The organism is Colwellia sp. BRX10-9 (assembly GCF_014077405.1).
In the GTDB taxonomy this organism is placed as follows: domain Bacteria; phylum Pseudomonadota; class Gammaproteobacteria; order Enterobacterales; family Alteromonadaceae; genus Colwellia_A.
On the sequence record NZ_JACGVV010000007.1, the window covers coordinates 61,781 to 78,185 of the forward strand.

The window sequence follows — 16,405 nt, forward strand, 5'->3', positions numbered from 1 at the left end:
ATGTATTTAGCAATAATGTTTACGGTATGTTAGTTATAGCTGAAAATTATATTAACGCTATGTTACTAATGCTTATTTTGTTAATTATTTATACAATTATTAGTATGGTATAGAACCACTAACTAAAAAACAATCAAGTTTGTTAGTTTCTTCTTATTCAACAAATATTTATCAGCACAGCTTTAATCTTCTTTAATGACTTGTGTTGGGATAATAATTTTGAAATTAACCCCTTTTTCAATTTCACTAATAAAGGATATTTTTCCACCTAGTGCTTGTGTGACTAAATTATACACCAGATGTAAGCCCAAGCCACTGCCACCCGAACCCCTTTTTGTGGTGGTGAAAGGCTCAAAAATTTTATTCATAATAGAAGGCTCAATACCCCTACCGTCGTCCTGATAGTCAATAGTAAGCATATCGCTAGAAATACTAGTCTGTATGGTAATTACACCATGGTCTCTGTCATCAAAGCCATGATTAATAGAATTTTGTATTAAATTAATAATTATTTGATTGATAGGACCGGGTTTGCTTTTTATGACGAGTTCGCTTGGACAGTCCACATTAATAATAAAAGGTAACTTTTTAATTTGTGGGGCTAACGTTAATAATATGTCGTCAAACAAATTTTTGATATTGAATGTTCTTGCTTCTTCACTTGATTGGTCAACGGCAACTTTTTTGAAACTGGCAATTAATTCTGCAGCGCGCTTCAAGTTACGGTAAATAATTGCGGTATTTTCTTCACCTTCAACAAGAAACTTTTTCAATTGACTTGATTTTAAGGTTTTATCATCAAAAGCTTTTTTTATTTCTAATAAGCGATCCGATAATAATGTTGAAGCTGTAACGCCTAAACCTATCGGTGTATTTACTTCATGAGCGACACCGGCAACCATATCGCCTAACGAAGCCATTTTCTCACTTTCAACAAGTTGCCCTTGAAACTGATGCAATTTTTCTAATGTTGAAAGTAATTCATTATTGGAATCCTTCAAGGCTTGGGTACGTTTATTGACTTTATTTTCAAGATCTTTGTTTTGCTGATAAGTGAGTTGCTTGGCATCTGAGAGTTTAGCAAGTTGTGTTTCAGCTCTATTGAGTACAATGTTTATGTTGCGCGCTAGAATATCGAGCTCTTTAAAAGGCATTTGTTCAATGCGTAAATTGAACTGTTTATGTTTCGAAATATCTTGTACTTTATTTGCCATATCTGACATAGGAATGGTGATAAAGCGGTTGAGTATTATTGTTATTAAAAGCGTCACTAAAATAAGCATGAAAATAATGACGCTATAACGCAAGAACATGTTGTTTGTTATACGTTTAATATAGTCAGTACCAACTTGTATATAAACGTAGCCAACTTTTTTATCTTGCTGGGTAATGGGTACCATAAGCTCTATAATATAAGTACTTATCTTTACCGAAGATAACTCCATTATTCTATCTGTTTTTTCAAGTATAGGTGAGCTCATACTTTTATTATAGTTCGCAAAAAACACTATGCCTTCAGGCTCAGGGGATACTTTATAAATATGAACGTGGTTAATATAAGGGACAGATTTAAGCATGGATAAATAATGATCAGTTAACAGCATTTTATCATTAACAAGATTGGTGCTGCTGGCATTAGCGATAAGCTCGGCCCAATATTTTGTATTAGTCGCTGCGTCTTCTTTTGTATCTTCAATAAATGAATTAGCGATGATAAAAGAAGAAAGAGTAACAAACAATACAATGAAACCGATGATCATAATCATCAGTTTTTTCTTTAATGAGTGAATGCGTTTCATTTTTTCCATATATTTATAGTAACTTAAATTTTATATTGAGCAATTAAATTGAACAATGATAAAGAGAAAAGCCCTTTTGCTTAGCTAAAACTTGTGTTCTTCCAATCGCCTCTTCCATGATGGGTTGATAACGGAGAAAACTATTTGCCACCACAGTGACTTGTCCTTTCGGTTTTAAATGGGGTTTTATTTTTGAAAGGAATGTCTCTGTTGCTTGATAATTGGTTTTAAGGCCCTGATGAAAGGGTGGATTTGAAATAACGTAATCGTACTTACCTTTTAGATCTGACAAGCTATCTGATGGAAAAACGTGGCCAGTTAAATTATTTAATTTCAATGTTGCTTGCGCTGAATATAATGCTAAGGCACTGACATCAAGTAAGTGTAACTTAATCTCAGGAAAAACTTTACCCAAGTAACTGGCTATGACTCCGGCACCACAGCCAAAATCGAGTAGCTCGCCGGTAATTTTCTTTGGTAAATTTTCCAACAATACCTGAGTGCCAATGTCGAGGCCGTTTTGACTGAATACACCAGGCAAGGCAACCACATCTACACTTGTGTCTTTAATCATAAAAGAATATGGCTTTAGCCAGTTGTCTAAGATAAAAGACTCTTGCGTCGCAAGTATATTGCTTGCGAATAATAAGCAATGGCGAGCAGCATCAATTTTTGCACAATCGCCAAGCTGTTGTTCGGTCAACTTTGCTAATGACTTAATACCGCTTTTATTCTCACCGACAACCAAAACTAAACATTCATTTGCTATCGAGTCTTTTATCATCGCGAGCATAAAAGTTAACTCGGCCTTACTTTTAGGAAACTGAATAATCACTAAGTCGTGGGCAGTCTTACTTTGATAATAGACATTAAATACCGCAGTCATTTGAGTGAGGTCTAATCGTTTGGCTTGTAAATGTGATTGATAATTCGTGTTATAACATGTCATCACTGCTTGAGGGTGAAGTGCATGGTATTCTTCAAAAAAATCGTCAATAGGTAAGTTGATAAATAATGGCGCTTTTGCTTTTAGTAAATCGGGATTACGCAGCAATAATTGATTGATGTTATCTAACAAAGTTATTCTCAAATAATTGGGTTATGGCATTCATAAATATATAACTTATACCCTAAATTAATTAACGGTATTTTATACGCTTAACGAAAAGATATGTTTATAATAGCCGCTATTCTACGTGAATATTATTATCATGTCAGAAAGGCGAATAATAAATTTGCAAATCACCATATAAAATTCAGGGAGTGGGTTATTTTTACTAAATTTTTTACTTGGTTTAAAGTGAAACTAATACGCAGTGATAAGCGTGCATGGTTATTAAAATTTCGCTATTTTACCGTCCCTAACTGGTTTAGAAAAACACCTGTCGCTGAAGTTTACTTAGCACTTAATGACCCTTATAGCTTTATGCTGATTCAAGTGTTACCAGAGCTAGAGCAACGTTTCAATATTCAATTTAAATTGTTCTTAGTCTATGAAAGTGTTCCAGGGGTAACTATCGATCCCAAATTAATGCGCACTTGGGCAATAAAAGATGCCAACTTTATTGCTGATCAATATCAATTGAAAAAAATAACGCAACGACCGACTCAAGAATCACTCTTTACTGGTCAGCAAATGTGGCAGTTGCGACCTAAAACACTCGATAATGCTTGGCAACTCTTTCAACAGACTTGGTCGAATGATTTTGATTACTACTATCATGCTTCTACACCGGTAATAAATTATCAAATTAAAAATTTAATACGTTTAGTTAAACAAGGGCATTACTTACCTTCGTCTATTTTTATTGCGGGGCAATGGTTTGTTGGTATTGATAGGCTTGAACATCTAGAAAAACGTTTGGCTGACTTTGGTTTAGCAAAAGATGACAGTGTTGCAGTTTATCAAAAAAATAAATTAGTCTTTGCTGAGCAACAAGTGAAAGATAATGCAGCTGACATCGCTGACACGAAAATATTAGAAGCCTTTATTTCATTACGAAGCCCTTATTCTTACATTGGTTTATTACAAGCAGAAAAGTTAAGTCAGCATTATCAGATCCCTTTAAAGATAAAACCGTTATTACCTTTGATTATGCGGGGGTTAACCACGACAGAAAATAAAGAACGTTATGCTGTTTTTGATGCCAGTCGTGAAGCTAAAAAACTTAATATTCCTTTTACCGGTATTGCAGATCCTTTAGGGCAAGGTATTTTTAATGCTTTTCAAATTTTTTCGTATGCAGAACAACAAAATAAAGAACTCGATTTTATTAAGTCTGCGTTTAAGGCCATTTATGTTGACGGTTTAGACTTATCAAATAAATCGGTAATCGAATCTTTATGTCAGCAGCATAAAATCAATTATCTACAAGCGTTAGAATATAATAATGAACATGACTGGCAACAATGGTCTGATACCAACCAAAGTACTTTAGATGGCATGGGGTTATGGGGAGCGCCTTGTTTTCGATTTCAAAATGTTATTTGTTGGGGGCAAGACCGCTTGGCACAAATTGAACAAGCGATCATTGTTTCATAAGATATAATATATCCGTATTATCTTCATTTAGAGCACTATTGACTCAACATTAGAATAAATGTTCTAATGTTGTTGTCCTGAATTCAATAAAGTTTTGTTTTTTCAAACAAGCGAAACTTATGATAAAGGGCCAGAAGAGGAGCATTAACCAGGTAGTTATCATAAAGAGATCAAGCTCTAATGATTGGTAACGAGGGGGATTAATGCCGAGGTAAGTAATTTTTTGATAATTTACTTATCGGTTGTTTGGGTTGAATCCTAACAATTGTCACCAACTTGGTGGGGAGCTTCTGGCCTTTGTAAAGCCTAATGCTCTTCACATAAGTGATTGTTATCTTGGTTATTACAAACGCCTAAAAGTTCTCCGAACGAACAGAGTTCGAGAGAAATGAATCAAATAAAACTATCAAAAAAAATTAGCTTAACAGCTAACCCAACGCTTCATCATACTATTTTATGGACCGCATTAATTACGCCATTACTTGATGATGGTCAAATCGATTTTCCAAGCCTCAAACAATTAGCTATTAGTCAGTCTGACGCCGGTAATGGTATTGTCTTGCTAGGTAGTACAGGAGAGGGCCTGGCCTTAACATCGCAAGAGCAAGTTAAGATTGTTGAATTCGTTTGCCAATTATCACTAAGCGCACCTTTAATGGTTGCTGTTGGCGGTTATCAGTTAACCGAGCAAATTAATTGGATAACAGCTTGTAATAAATTACCTATTTCAGCCTACTTACTTGGTAGTCCCATTTACGCAAAGCCTGGTGTGATAGGTCAAACGCAATGGTTTAGTGCTTTACTTGATGCCGCCAACTTCCCCTGTATGTTATATAACGTCCCCTCTCGTAGCGGTGTTTCTATTGCTATTGAAACTTTACAGGCGGTGCAAAATCATCAGCATTGTTGGGCGTTAAAAGAAGCCAGTGGCGATTTAAATCAGGTACTCGCCTATCGCCAGTATTGTCCAGATATTGCCCTATATAGTGGTGAAGACGCCATGATGCCTTACTTAGCACAAGCAGGTGTAAAAGGGTTAGTTTCGGTTTGTAGTAATGTCTGGCCGGCAGCGACTCATCAATACGTCGAGCTATCACTAGCTGGTGAGACTCAAGGTTTATTTCCACTTTGGCAAAATGCGGTCGATGAGCTTTTTCAGGTGGCAAGTCCCATACCCGTAAAAGTATTAATGCACCAAAATAAAATGATCAACACTCCCTTTTTACGTGCGCCGTTAACCCATTTAGAACTTAACGACTGCAACTCGCTGTTAGCATCAGATAAATTAATTAATCAATGGCTTGAAACTCAAGCTAAGTGATCCCTTTAAGTATTAACATGAGAATTTAAAATGAATTGGCAAGAAACATTAACACAATTAGAAGCAGGTACTGTTCGTGCGGCAAATCAAGATAAAGCAGGAAATTGGCAGGCCAATGTAGCCGTAAAAGAAGCTATATTATCAGCATTTAAAGCGGGCGAAAACATTGCTTTTGATGGCATTTATAAGGGGTTTGTCGATAAACATAATTTACCTGCGCGTGAGTTTACCGCTGACGATAAAGTGCGATTAGTACCGGGTGGTTCTTCAGTTCGCCGTGGTGCGCATGTTGCTCCTGGTGTCATTATTATGCCACCCGCTTACATTAATGTTGGGGCTTTTGTTGATACAGGTACTATGATTGATAGCCATGCATTAATTGGCTCGTGCGCCCAAATAGGTAAAAATGTTCATGTTTCTGCCGCTGTTCAAATTGGTGGTGTTTTAGAACCGGTTGGTGCAAGCCCTGTTATTATCGAAGATGGTGCCTTTCTAAGTGCTGGTGTGGTCATTGTCGAAGGTATTGTTGTTAAAAAAGGGGCTGTTTTAGCGCCAGGTGTCTCACTTTCAGCGTCAGTGCCTGTTTACGATTGTGTGAATGAAGTGATGCTTGAAAAAGGTGCTGATATTCCTGAACGTGCTGTAGTGGTGCCAGGAACACGTCCGGTTTCAGGGGCGTGGGCGAAAACGCACGGTTTAAATATGGCTTGTGCATTAATCGTTAAATATCGCGATGAAAAAAGTAATGCCTCGTTAGAGCTCGAGTCTATTTTACGTTAAGCCCTCTAAGGTAAAGCAGGAATATCATGTCTGAGTTAGTAAATACTACCTATTGTTTTGATTCTCCTTCGGCGCTTGAATTAAGCGCTGAGTTAACAAAGCAACAACCTGAAAGTAGCCAGCAAGAAGGTTACTTTGTTTATCATCTTGATGCGCTTAAAGCCCATTTAGCCGAACTACAACGCCAAGACGTCATTAAGTTATGGTTTGCGGTAAAAGCGAACCCGTTATCTAACATCATTAAAACCTTAGACGATGCGGGTTTTAATTTTGATGTGGCGAGCAGTGGCGAATTAAATCAAGTCTTAAAGCAAGGTATTACACCCGAACGTATCTTAAATACCGGTCCGGCAAAATCAAAAGCACAAATAACGTCGTTCATTAAACAAGGGGTTAATATTTTTGTTGCTGAAAGTTTGAATCAATTAACTTGGTTAAATGAAGCAGCTATTGAGCATGATGTTAAGCCAAGAGTGCTGTTGCGGGTTCAGTTGCAATGGCCAGAGGGTGAAAAAAACCCTTTAGGGGGAAATTGCCTAACACCATTTGGTTTGTCGATAGAGCAGTGGCAAAGCATTAAAGTCGTTAACTTTCCTGGTATTGAGTTGTGTGGTTTACATATTTTTCAATGGGGCAATATGCTCAGTAATGAAAAAATGTTCTCGCTGTGGTCACAAATGGTTGCACCATTAAAAGGTTTAGCTGATGACATAGGTATGCCATTAAAAATCTTAGATTTAGGTGGCGGTTTAGGTATTGATTATTTACAGCAAGGCAAAACACTTTCTTGGCAGAAAATTATTGCTGATCTGGCGATCATAAAGCAGCAGGCAGGTGCCGAAGAGTTATGGTTAGAATTGGGCCGTTTTGCGGTTGCTGAGTGTGGTTATTATGTGGTCCCGGTTGTTGATAGAAAAATGAATTATGGTCAAGAGCAGTTAGTCTTAGCCGCAGGTATTAATCATTTGTTAAGACCGGCGATAACAGAACAGCCTTTTCCGGTAAATTTACTACGAGAGTCTGCACGCGAAAAACAGTTGTTTGATATTCATGGTCCGCTATGTACCAGTATGGACAAATTGGGTAAGTTGCCTTTGCCTGATGACGTATCTGTTGGCGATCAACTGGTATTTGGCTATTGCGGTGCTTACGGTTTTACTGAAAGTATGCCGTTCTTTCTTTGTCACCATATCGCTGCTGAATACGTGTTTAGTCAAGGGACGTTGGTTGAAGTCAGAGCAGCACAACCAGCGGATTGGTATTTAAGATAGCGATAAATACTTCAGCTTAATGTTTAAGATAAAGTGAACAAAATGAATGAAATAAAAAAAGAAGTTATGCATGTTGGTGAAATGGCGAGCGGCGCAGCACTTACCGTTCCTGTTTATCGTATAAAAGGACGTACTGATGCACCCAGTGTTTATATTCAAGCGAATATGCATGGCGCTGAAGTGCAAGGTAATGCGGTTATTTTTCAACTATTAGAATTATTGAAAAACACAAAAATAAATGGCGATATTACCTTAGTACCTTATGCCAACCCTGTGGGTTGTAATCATAAAAATGGTGAATATACCCTTGGCAGATTTGATCCTATCACCGGAGTGAATTGGAATCGGATGTATCACTTTGATGAAAGCATCATCAAGCCGTTTGTTCGTGAATGTATTGGCAAAAAAAATCAAGTTATTGAAGCCAATTTTAAAAAGCTAATGATTGAAAGTATTGAAGAAAAACTTAACCATAATATTTATGGGCTAACGACCGGACAACGCATTGCTTATCAATTACAGCGCTTGGCTCATCAAGCTGACTACGTTTTAGACTTACATACTGGGCCTATTTCAAGTAAACATTTATACTGCCCTGAATATGCGCAAGAAAGCGCTCAGTACTTTGATATTCCACATACATTATTAATTCCTAATGACTTTGATGGTGCCTTAGATGAAGCAACATTCTGCCCTTGGTGGTCATTACAAGACGCTTTTGCTGAATTAGGTATCGAGTTTTCGATTAGTTCAGCGTCTATTAACAAAGAAAGCTTTACCGTTGAATTAGGCTCGCAAGAACAGATTGATCTTGATGTAGCCTTAGAAGATGCTAAAAGTATTATGAATTATTTACAGCATAAAAACGTCATCAACACCACTGAATACCGACCTAAAACGATGACACGTTATGGATGTTATTTAAAAAACTACAAAGCCTTTTATTCGCCAATGGGAGGGATGGTCGATTACTTGGCTGAATTTGGTCAACCATTAGCTGCAGGTGAACCGCTGGCGAGAATTTTACGCATGGATAATTATGGTGACGGCGATCCATTACACTATATTTCACTGGATAAAAAAGTCATTCCTATTTTACATTTTGCCTCGGCGAGTGTGAATCAAGGTACAGAATTATATAAAGTGTTTAGTGAGTATTTTGAGTTTTAATACTGTGTGAATTAGCCTTGATTTATAAATAAGGTATTGACAATACTACTGTTGCCAATACCTTTGAACTACTTGTTTGTTTGCTCTTTTTGGCGAGATTGTTCGATACTCGCGCTAAGTTCTTTGGCTAAAGATTTGACTTCGGGTATAAAATCTTGCATTAACTGTTGTGAAAGTATGATTGAGTCTTGAATAATTAAAGGCATTTTTTTCGTCATACTTCTGCCAATATCTGAACGATAAAATGTTATTAACCCTTGTATTTCTGCTTCGGTAAAATTGCGGCTGTAAATGTCTATCATTGGCTCTTTAAAGCTATGCCAATTCATTTTCTCATCAAGAAGGGCATTTACTTTATCCATATATTTATCAAAATGAACTTTCTCTTTGTTCGAAATATTCATTTTTTTCGACATACCTTCAAACATTAGCGTAACTTGACTTTGCATACTCTCTATCATTTTTGAAACTTCAGTTAATTCCATTAATTTTTCAATCGATGCCCTTGATGATAAGTCGTTAGCTTTACTAGTAAAACTAAGCATAAGTACCAATAGCAGCATGGTGATTCTTCTCATTATTATTCCTTTAATTTTTAATAGAGTGAGTATTGATCATAATACTTGTTGATTATATTGCAACATTTTCATTACATTTGTAGCAACAAAATGATGAGTCGTAGAGTGACTGAAAATCATCACTAGATTACCATCGACTTCTGATTATGGTTAAAATTGGAAGGTAATAAATTTGTTTAACGCATTTATGAAGCATAGGAATCAAATTAGTCATTAAATCGTCACTTAGTAAGCCATAAGCATATTTATTAAAGACAATTTTGTGGTATAAATAATGCTCTTAATAAATTCTAAACGATTAATAAAGGACTAATGGTGAATTTTAAACGGATGTTTTTCTACTATATTATACTCGTTGTTTTTTTGCCTCTTACTATACAAGCGGCTGAAAAAAAATGGGTTTATACCGTTGTAGAAGGCGATAGCTTATGGAGTATCAGCCAAGAATACCTTGAAGAAACAGCTTTTTATCAAAAACTTCAAAAACTTAATGGGATCACATATCCTAAAAAATTACAGCCCAATACCTTAATAGAAGTACCTATGTCGTGGATAAAAAGCTATCCAACCTATGCGACAATAACGGCTGTTTCGGGCAAAAGTACCTTTTTTAAACAAGGTGAAACGCAAGTCACTAAACTCGGCTCAATATTGAGCTTTGGTGATATATTAACTGTTGATGCTAATTCTAGTGTCAGCCTCACGCTTGTTGATGGCTCTGTGCTTACTCTTCTTGAAAAAAGTAAATTGTCTTTTGAGTCTTTAATAAGTTATGGCAAAACAGGAATGTCGGATACGCAACTAAAACTTCACCAAGGTAAAGTTGAAACACAGGCAAAAAAATCAAAGGGACCAGGGTCTCGTTTAGATATATCTACAGCCTCAGCCATAAGCTCAGTGCGAGGCACGGTTTATAGAGTTGCACATTCCTCGCAAGATCATAATTCACTTATTGAGGTATTAGAGGGCGAGGTCGAAGTTAACGCACAAATGCAAAGTGAATATATAGCGAAAGGGTTTGCCAGTAAAGTAGCGAAAGGACAGGTTCCTAGTAAACCGATAATGCTATTGAATGCCCCACGTTTTATCAGCACAAAAAACCGCTTTGAAGGTGAGGAGGTAAATTTTGACTGGGAAAATGTTAAGGATGCAATAGCATACAAAGTGCAAATTTCATCTAATAATACTTTTACAGATATTGTTTGGCAGCAACATCAACCTCAAACAGTTGCCACGCTCGCAAAAATCGTAGATGGCGATTACTTTATTAGAGTTAGTGCGCTTAGTCTTTCAAATATAGAAGGGTTCGCTCGAAGTACTTCATTTTCTGTTAATAATAAGCCATTACCTCCAGCCATTAGTGAAGTAGATAGCTTTTTTGATGCTGGTACTCGTGAACTTACTTGGGCTTATGCGAAAGAATTATCAGGCTCGCTTTTACAAATCGCCTCGGATAGTAATTTTGACAATGTTATTATTTTAACAAATTTGTCTGAAAGCTCATTTATTATTCCTAATACACTTCCTTTTGGGAAATACTATTGGCGGGTGGCTGGCGTTGATCATAAAGGTCGAGGACCTTTTTCGAAGGGCAATGATTTTTTATGGCAGGCATTATTATCTCCTGTGCAATGGAATTATCAGCATAAAACTGATCAGTTAGTCGTTGATTGGTCAGCACTTAAGGTCGATGAGTCAGTACAGATACAGGCTGCTGATGAGTCTGATTTTATGACTAATACCCAGGTTTTTGAATCGGTAGTAAAAACGCTTTCAATACCTATACCTAACGACAGAGATATCTATATACGTTCGCGTGTTATCAATAAAAAATTAAATGTTCATGGAGAGTGGAGCGACGTGAAGACTATCAGTAATAATGATGATAACGCGCTTATATCGTTTGCTTTTTTAGCGCTTTTTATTCTTTTGTAATGGGTCATGATTAGCATTATGTTTAGGCTACTATTTAAAGACAAAAATTTAATGGCAATGCTGCTCATTAGCTTCCTTTTCATATTTTTTTATACGCCAGAAAATGTGTTAAACACCTTGTTTTATGATGTTGTGCTTAAGCAAAAGGAAGTTAAAGAAAATCATGCTGTTATTATTGCTATCGATGATAAAAGTATTCAAACAATAGGCCGTTGGCCTTGGCCACGTAAAGTTCACGCTCAACTAGTCGATAAATTAGCGTCTGCAAAACCTGTCGCTATTGGTTTTGATATCTTATTTGTCGATCCGGACCTAGCCGAGCCAACATCAGATGTCACATTTGCTAAAGCTATCGCCAATACGGCTAATATTGTTTTGCCTTTATCCCCTAATTTTGAAGAAAATGCTAGCGCTCATGAGCTTTTGCCATCGACGATTTTTTTAACAAACAAGGTAGTATTAGGTCACAATGATTTTGAATTAGACACTGATGGTGTTATGCGCAAAGTCTATTTATATGCCGGTTGGCAGCAGGCTAAATGGCCTAGTTTTGCATTATCTCTTGCTCAAATTATGCAGCCTAATAAATTTATTGCTCCCGATAAAGTTTCAAAAGGAAACTTTTGGACAAGACAAAAACCAATAAATATCGCTTTTAATAGCATAGATATCCCCACTTTATCTTATAGCGATGTGCTCAGTGGTGATGTTGACAACACTATATTTAACCATAAAGTTATATTGATTGGAGTTACCGCATCAGGACTTGGAGAGCGCTTTACTACACCGACATCTATGTCTCACCAACGACTTTCTGGTGTTGAAATTAATGGACATATTGTTAATGCTCTACTCTCAGATGCAACGATTACTTTAATACCAAACCTTGGTCAGTATGCTTTTGCAGCGATAATCGTTTTACTCGCGATTCTCTGTTTATCTTTATTGAACTCTGCTTTTGTCTTAATAAGTCTAGCCGGACTAATTATTGCTACCTTTGTTATCGCAACAGGGAGCTTGCTCGTCTATAACCTATGGCTAGATCCGCTGTTGCCCATTGGCTTACTTTTGTTAATTATTTTGTATTTATTGTTTTTTAAAGTGAAATTTTATAAAAATAATTTGCTACAACTCAATCAAAAAATATATACGGATAATGCAACACAACTACCTAACGCTGAAAAAGTAAATTTAATTATAAATGAGCTGATTTTATCAGCACAGCTTGAAAAGAAGCCTTTCCCGGTCATTATTATCAATATAGGTAAATTTAACGCAGTAAATGATCTGGTTGGCTTTAGTGAAGGCAATAACTTATTAAAACTAATCACCAAACGAATACAGTACTTTATTGATGAGCAGCAGGTGATAGCTCGACACACAGGAACAGAATTTATTGTTACTGGGTTAGGTCGTCATAAAGAAGACGATATTAAGCTTATGTGTAATAACATTAATGTTAATTTATCTAAAATATTATCTATTAAAAATGAATCGTTTACTTTGCCGATCAGTATTGGTGTTAGTACTTACCCACACGATGGCTTATCCGCAGAAACCCTGATTAATTGTGCAACTTCAGCAATGCAAAGGGCTAAAGAAAGATCTGGCAGAGGCGTTTGCTTTTATCATAAACACATTAATCAAGAAACTTTAGAGCGACATCATTTTGAAAATGACTTAGCACACGCGTTAGAGAAAAACGAAATTGAAGTTTATTATCAACCACAAGTTAATGCTCAAACAAGTGAGATAGTTGGTGTAGAGGCCCTTGCTCGTTGGCTTCACCCCGTAAAAGGTTATATACCGCCAACTGAATTTATACCCATTGCCGAATCAACAGGGCTGATTAATGAAATAGGAGAGTGGATATTAAGAACGGCCTGTCAGCAAATTAAAATATGTCAATTAACCTATGGTATACCAATAAAGTTGGGCGTTAATGTCTCTGCGATTCAATTTAATGAGGAGTTATTAATAAAAAACATTGAAAAAATTCTTAATGATACTGGCTTTAATGCGCAGTATTTAGAATTAGAATTAACGGAGAGCTGTCTCATCGACAATATGGGGAATACCGAAAATATATTGTCTCAATTAAAAAAATTGAATATTAACTTGTCGATTGATGATTTTGGTACCGGTTATTCGTCTTTAAGTTACTTAAAAAGCTTTCCTATTGATCGCATTAAAATCGATCGCTCATTCATTAAAGATATTAATGACAGTGATGATGCAAATAAAATTGTTTTAGCGATTATATCTATGGCTCAGAGTTTAAATATGTCGACTATTGCAGAAGGTATAGAATTAATAGAACAGCAAAAATTCTTGCAAAAACATCATTGTGATGAGCTACAAGGCTATTTATTTAGTAAGCCTTTATCTTATAAAGATCTTGAATCATTACTTAAAAAAGGTAGGTTTTTGTAACTTTATTTGCTGTGGTTTTACTATTTATTATCACATTATTTGTTGTATAACACCGCTAATGCTTATATTTTTTTTAGCAAGGCTTACCTATATTAAGGCCTCTTAACATTCATTAAGAGGCCTTATTTTTTATCAGATAATTTTTTTATTTTAACCGCTACAGCTTCAAGTGTGTATTGAAGTAATTAGTCATCATGGTTTTAATGTGTAACGTTGTGCCACTGCCTTCGTACAAGCCATGGCTTCGATTCGGGTAAGACATGAAGTCAAACTGACGGTTGTGCTTAACTAATTCATTAATTAGGCGTTCAGAGCCTTGGTAATGAACATTATCGTCGCCTGTGCCATGAATAAGCAGTAACTTACCTTGCAAGTTTTTAGCATGGGTAATAGGTGAACCTTGCTTGTAACCTTCGGCAAAGTCAGCTAATAAACCCGAATAGCGTTCTTGGTAAATAGAATCGTATAAACGTTGATCAGGCACAGGTGCTAAAGAAATACCTACATGATATTGCTCAGGGTAACGGAACATCATATTTAAGGTCATCGAACCACCGCCAGAATGCCCCCAAATAGCAACATGGTCAGTATCAATATAGTCCCAACGATTTGCCATTGCTGTTAATGCATCAGATTGGTCACGTGAAGAAAGTACACCGACTGCGCCGTAAATTGATTTGCGCCACTCTCTGCCTTTTGGTGTGCGTGTACCGCGATTATCAATAGAGGCTATTATGTAACCCTGTTCAGTTAACATTTGATCCCACATAGTTGCACTGCCACGCCAGCTATCAGTAACCGTTTGTCCCCAAGACTCTCCATAAACATAAAAAATGATAGGATATTTTTTCTTAGGATCAAAATCTGCAGGGCGAATAATATAACCGTCTAAAACGACACCATCTTGTGCTTTTACTTGAAAAAACTCATGATCTGTTTTTGGCAACTCAGCTAATTTATCGATTAATACCTTGTTGTCCATCATCATGTGTTTGGTTTGATGACCTTCAATTTTCACTAAACGTTTCTGTGTTGGTTGGCTAAATGTCGAGTGTGAATGAATCGCCCATTGCCCGTCTGCCGACATTTGGTAACTGTTAGTACCAGCAAATTCTTCAGGAGTGACCCGTTGATTACTTAAACTTCCATCAAGCTTGCTGCGATATAAGTAACGCTGTGCAACATTTTCAGGTGAAGCTATGTAGTACAACCAACCATTTTCTTCGTCGATGGTTTGAATGCTTATTACATCAAAGTCACCTTCCGTTAAGTTTAAAGCGGTTTTTCCGTCACGTGTTATGTTGAAAACATGGCGCCAACCACTGCGTTCACTAGTCCATAAAAAGCTGTTGCCTTGGTTTAACCAGCGAGCATCGTCAAAGAAATCAAGAAAGGTCTCTTCTTGCTCTGTCATCACAGTTGTGACATCACCGGTATTAGCGTTAGCTAAATAAAGAATATTAGTGTCTTGTTTGCGGTTGACATGCTGTACCAATATTTGTTGACTGTTACCTGACCAATTCATACGTGGAATATACATGTTGCGTGAGTTGTTGGGTAGATTGGCCCAGATAGTTTTTGTTGTCGCTAAATTTACTACGCCAACTTTTGGTAATGCATTTGTTTCACCCACTTTAGGGTAAGGGAATTTTGTGATGGTCGGGTAAAGTTCGTCAGTATTATTAATCATAATGAAGTCTTTACTACCACTGGTGTCTAACTGCCAGTAGGCAATTTTTTCACCGTCAGGGCTCCATCGAAAACCATCCTTAATGGTAAACTCTTCTTCGTAAACCCAGTCAAACAAACCATTGATTTTTCCATCGCCAGCGTCAAATGTTAATTGAGACACCTTATTATTTGCTAAGTTTTCTACATAAATATTGTCTGCAACCACGTAAGCGACTTTACTTGCATTAGGTGAAAATTTTGCAAACATTAATGAGCTTGCTAAGGGATTTTTGCCACCAAGTTGCATTAATTTATTGGTTTTTATATCTAATAACCAATAATCACCTCGACTGTTTGAACGCCATACTTTTTTACTATTAGTATAAATAAGCAATTTTTGACGGTCGTCTGACCAAGTGTAATTATCTATATCTAATGGCTTTTCAGTGCCTTTAGGTGTCAGTTGTTGTGCCGAAATCAATACCGAACGCTGTAAGGTTTCAGGGTTATAAACAACGATGTCACGACCTATGCTGACTTCTTTGCCTTTTTCATCTGTTTTTGTTTTTGCTGATTTTTCAACGATGGTGTAACCACTACCGTCGGCTAACCAACGTAGGCGAGAAATATAATCTGAGCTAAATTCACCCTCTTTGTAAATACGTTCAACGGTTAACGGCGTTGATTTTTTAAGGTTAATGTTAGTATTTGTGGTATTTTCTGTGGTGATGTTTTGACAAGCAGCTAATGATACTGCAATAGCAGTGGTCAATGCGGTTGAGCATAGCCAACGAGTTATTTTTATTTTAGGCATAATATTTCCTTAATTTGCGTACAATCACTTTAAATTGTATACAATTAATTGGCAATGCTGTTGGTCGACTATTTTGTCACTTTTACCGTAT

General features: G+C 36.6%; 11 protein-coding genes and 1 riboswitch. Of the genes, 7 read left to right on the forward strand and 4 right to left on the reverse strand.

The features are described from left to right. Positions 1 to 182: 182 nt before the first annotated feature. Together H4J69_RS06260 and H4J69_RS06265 are read right to left on the reverse strand one after the other, a co-directional pair. Positions 183 to 1,799: a sensor histidine kinase gene (locus tag H4J69_RS06260; protein WP_182221305.1), complete on the reverse strand. Its 1,617-nt coding sequence runs from the start codon at positions 1,797 to 1,799 to the stop codon at positions 183 to 185. Positions 1,800 to 1,842: 43 nt separating this feature from the next. Continuing rightward, entirely contained in the window at positions 1,843 to 2,877 is a 1,035-nt protein-coding gene (locus H4J69_RS06265) for a methyltransferase (protein WP_259366371.1), read from the reverse strand. 93 nt (positions 2,878 to 2,970) lie between these two features. On the opposite strand from H4J69_RS06265, the gene H4J69_RS06270 reads away from it, so the two are divergent. The 5 genes from H4J69_RS06270 (at position 2,971) to H4J69_RS06290 (ending at position 8,883) form a co-directional block, all read left to right on the forward strand. After that, a complete protein-coding gene (locus H4J69_RS06270) occupies positions 2,971 to 4,341 on the forward strand; it encodes a DsbA family protein (protein WP_182251926.1) in 1,371 nt (456 codons plus the stop codon). A gap of 126 nt (positions 4,342 to 4,467) precedes the next feature. Further along, a riboswitch (Lysine riboswitch) is annotated at positions 4,468 to 4,639 on the forward strand. A gap of 90 nt (positions 4,640 to 4,729) precedes the next feature. Then, complete coding sequence (dapA, locus tag H4J69_RS06275) at positions 4,730 to 5,662, forward strand: 4-hydroxy-tetrahydrodipicolinate synthase (protein WP_182215620.1); 933 nt, start codon at positions 4,730 to 4,732, stop codon at positions 5,660 to 5,662. Positions 5,663 to 5,692: 30 nt separating this feature from the next. Beyond that, positions 5,693 to 6,442, forward strand: coding sequence for a 2,3,4,5-tetrahydropyridine-2,6-dicarboxylate N-succinyltransferase (locus H4J69_RS06280; RefSeq protein WP_070375517.1), 750 nt, complete (start codon positions 5,693 to 5,695; stop codon positions 6,440 to 6,442). A 26-nt stretch (positions 6,443 to 6,468) separates the two neighbouring features. Next, positions 6,469 to 7,713, forward strand: coding sequence for a PLP-dependent decarboxylase (locus H4J69_RS06285; RefSeq protein WP_182221301.1), 1,245 nt, complete (start codon positions 6,469 to 6,471; stop codon positions 7,711 to 7,713). Positions 7,714 to 7,746: 33 nt separating this feature from the next. Further along, a complete protein-coding gene (locus H4J69_RS06290; RefSeq protein WP_404842398.1) occupies positions 7,747 to 8,883 on the forward strand; it encodes a succinylglutamate desuccinylase/aspartoacylase family protein in 1,137 nt (378 codons plus the stop codon). 68 nt (positions 8,884 to 8,951) lie between these two features. Here H4J69_RS06290 and H4J69_RS06295 read toward each other — a convergent pair whose 3' ends face one another. Further along, on the reverse strand, positions 8,952 to 9,461 hold the full coding sequence (locus tag H4J69_RS06295) for a DUF2059 domain-containing protein (protein ID WP_182244134.1): 510 nt from the start codon (positions 9,459 to 9,461) through the stop codon (positions 8,952 to 8,954). A 315-nt stretch (positions 9,462 to 9,776) separates the two neighbouring features. Here H4J69_RS06295 and H4J69_RS06300 point away from each other — a divergent pair, with 315 nt between their 5' ends. Together H4J69_RS06300 and H4J69_RS06305 are read left to right on the forward strand one after the other, a co-directional pair. After that, a complete protein-coding gene (locus H4J69_RS06300; protein ID WP_220469598.1) occupies positions 9,777 to 11,396 on the forward strand; it encodes a FecR domain-containing protein in 1,620 nt (539 codons plus the stop codon). An 18-nt stretch (positions 11,397 to 11,414) separates the two neighbouring features. After that, on the forward strand, positions 11,415 to 13,829 hold the full coding sequence (locus H4J69_RS06305; RefSeq protein ID WP_182251927.1) for an EAL domain-containing protein: 2,415 nt from the start codon (positions 11,415 to 11,417) through the stop codon (positions 13,827 to 13,829). 157 nt (positions 13,830 to 13,986) lie between these two features. On the opposite strand, the gene H4J69_RS06310 is transcribed toward H4J69_RS06305, so the two are convergent. Beyond that, entirely contained in the window at positions 13,987 to 16,314 is a 2,328-nt protein-coding gene (locus H4J69_RS06310; RefSeq protein ID WP_182244132.1) for a S9 family peptidase, read from the reverse strand. Between the last annotated feature and the right edge of the window lie 91 nt (positions 16,315 to 16,405).